Origin of the sequence: Streptomyces sp. BE303 (assembly GCF_036290945.1) — a bacterium.
Lineage (GTDB): Bacteria > Actinomycetota > Actinomycetes > Streptomycetales > Streptomycetaceae > Kitasatospora.
Genome location: NZ_JAQYWZ010000646.1, coordinates 1 through 425 on the forward strand (window position 1 = coordinate 1; position 425 = coordinate 425).

Annotated in this window: 1 pseudogene; it reads right to left on the reverse strand. The window is 74.6% G+C overall.

Going from position 1 to position 425, the window contains the following annotated elements:
• Window positions 1–344, reverse strand: a pseudogene (locus PUR56_RS15275) (transposase); the annotation flags it as partial.
• Window positions 345–425 lie beyond the last annotated feature (81 nt).

The following is a 425-nucleotide window of genomic DNA, read 5'->3' on the forward strand; positions in this document are numbered from 1 at the left end:
GGTGAGCAGGTGGATCTTCGACCCGTATTTGCCCCGATCGACAGGATTCGGACCCGTCAACTCCCCTTTTTCAGCGCCCTCATGTTCACCGAGTCGACCGCGCACCTCGACCAGTCCAGCTCGCCCCGTGCGCCGAGCTCCTCCAGGACCACCCGGTGGAGCTTGGCCCACACCCGGGCCCTGCTCCACTCGGTGAAGCGCCGGTGCGCGGTGGGCCCTGACGGACCGAAACAGGGCGGCAGCTGGGCCCACGTGCACCCCGACGTCGCGACGAACACGATCTCCGCCAGCACCTCGCGGTCCCCGTAGCGGGGCCGCCCCCCCCCCCGCGGGCGGGGCGGCGCCCCCCGCCCCCCCCACAGGACACACACCCCCCCCACCCCCCGCCCCCCACCCCCCCCCCGCGGCACCCCCCCCCCCCCCAA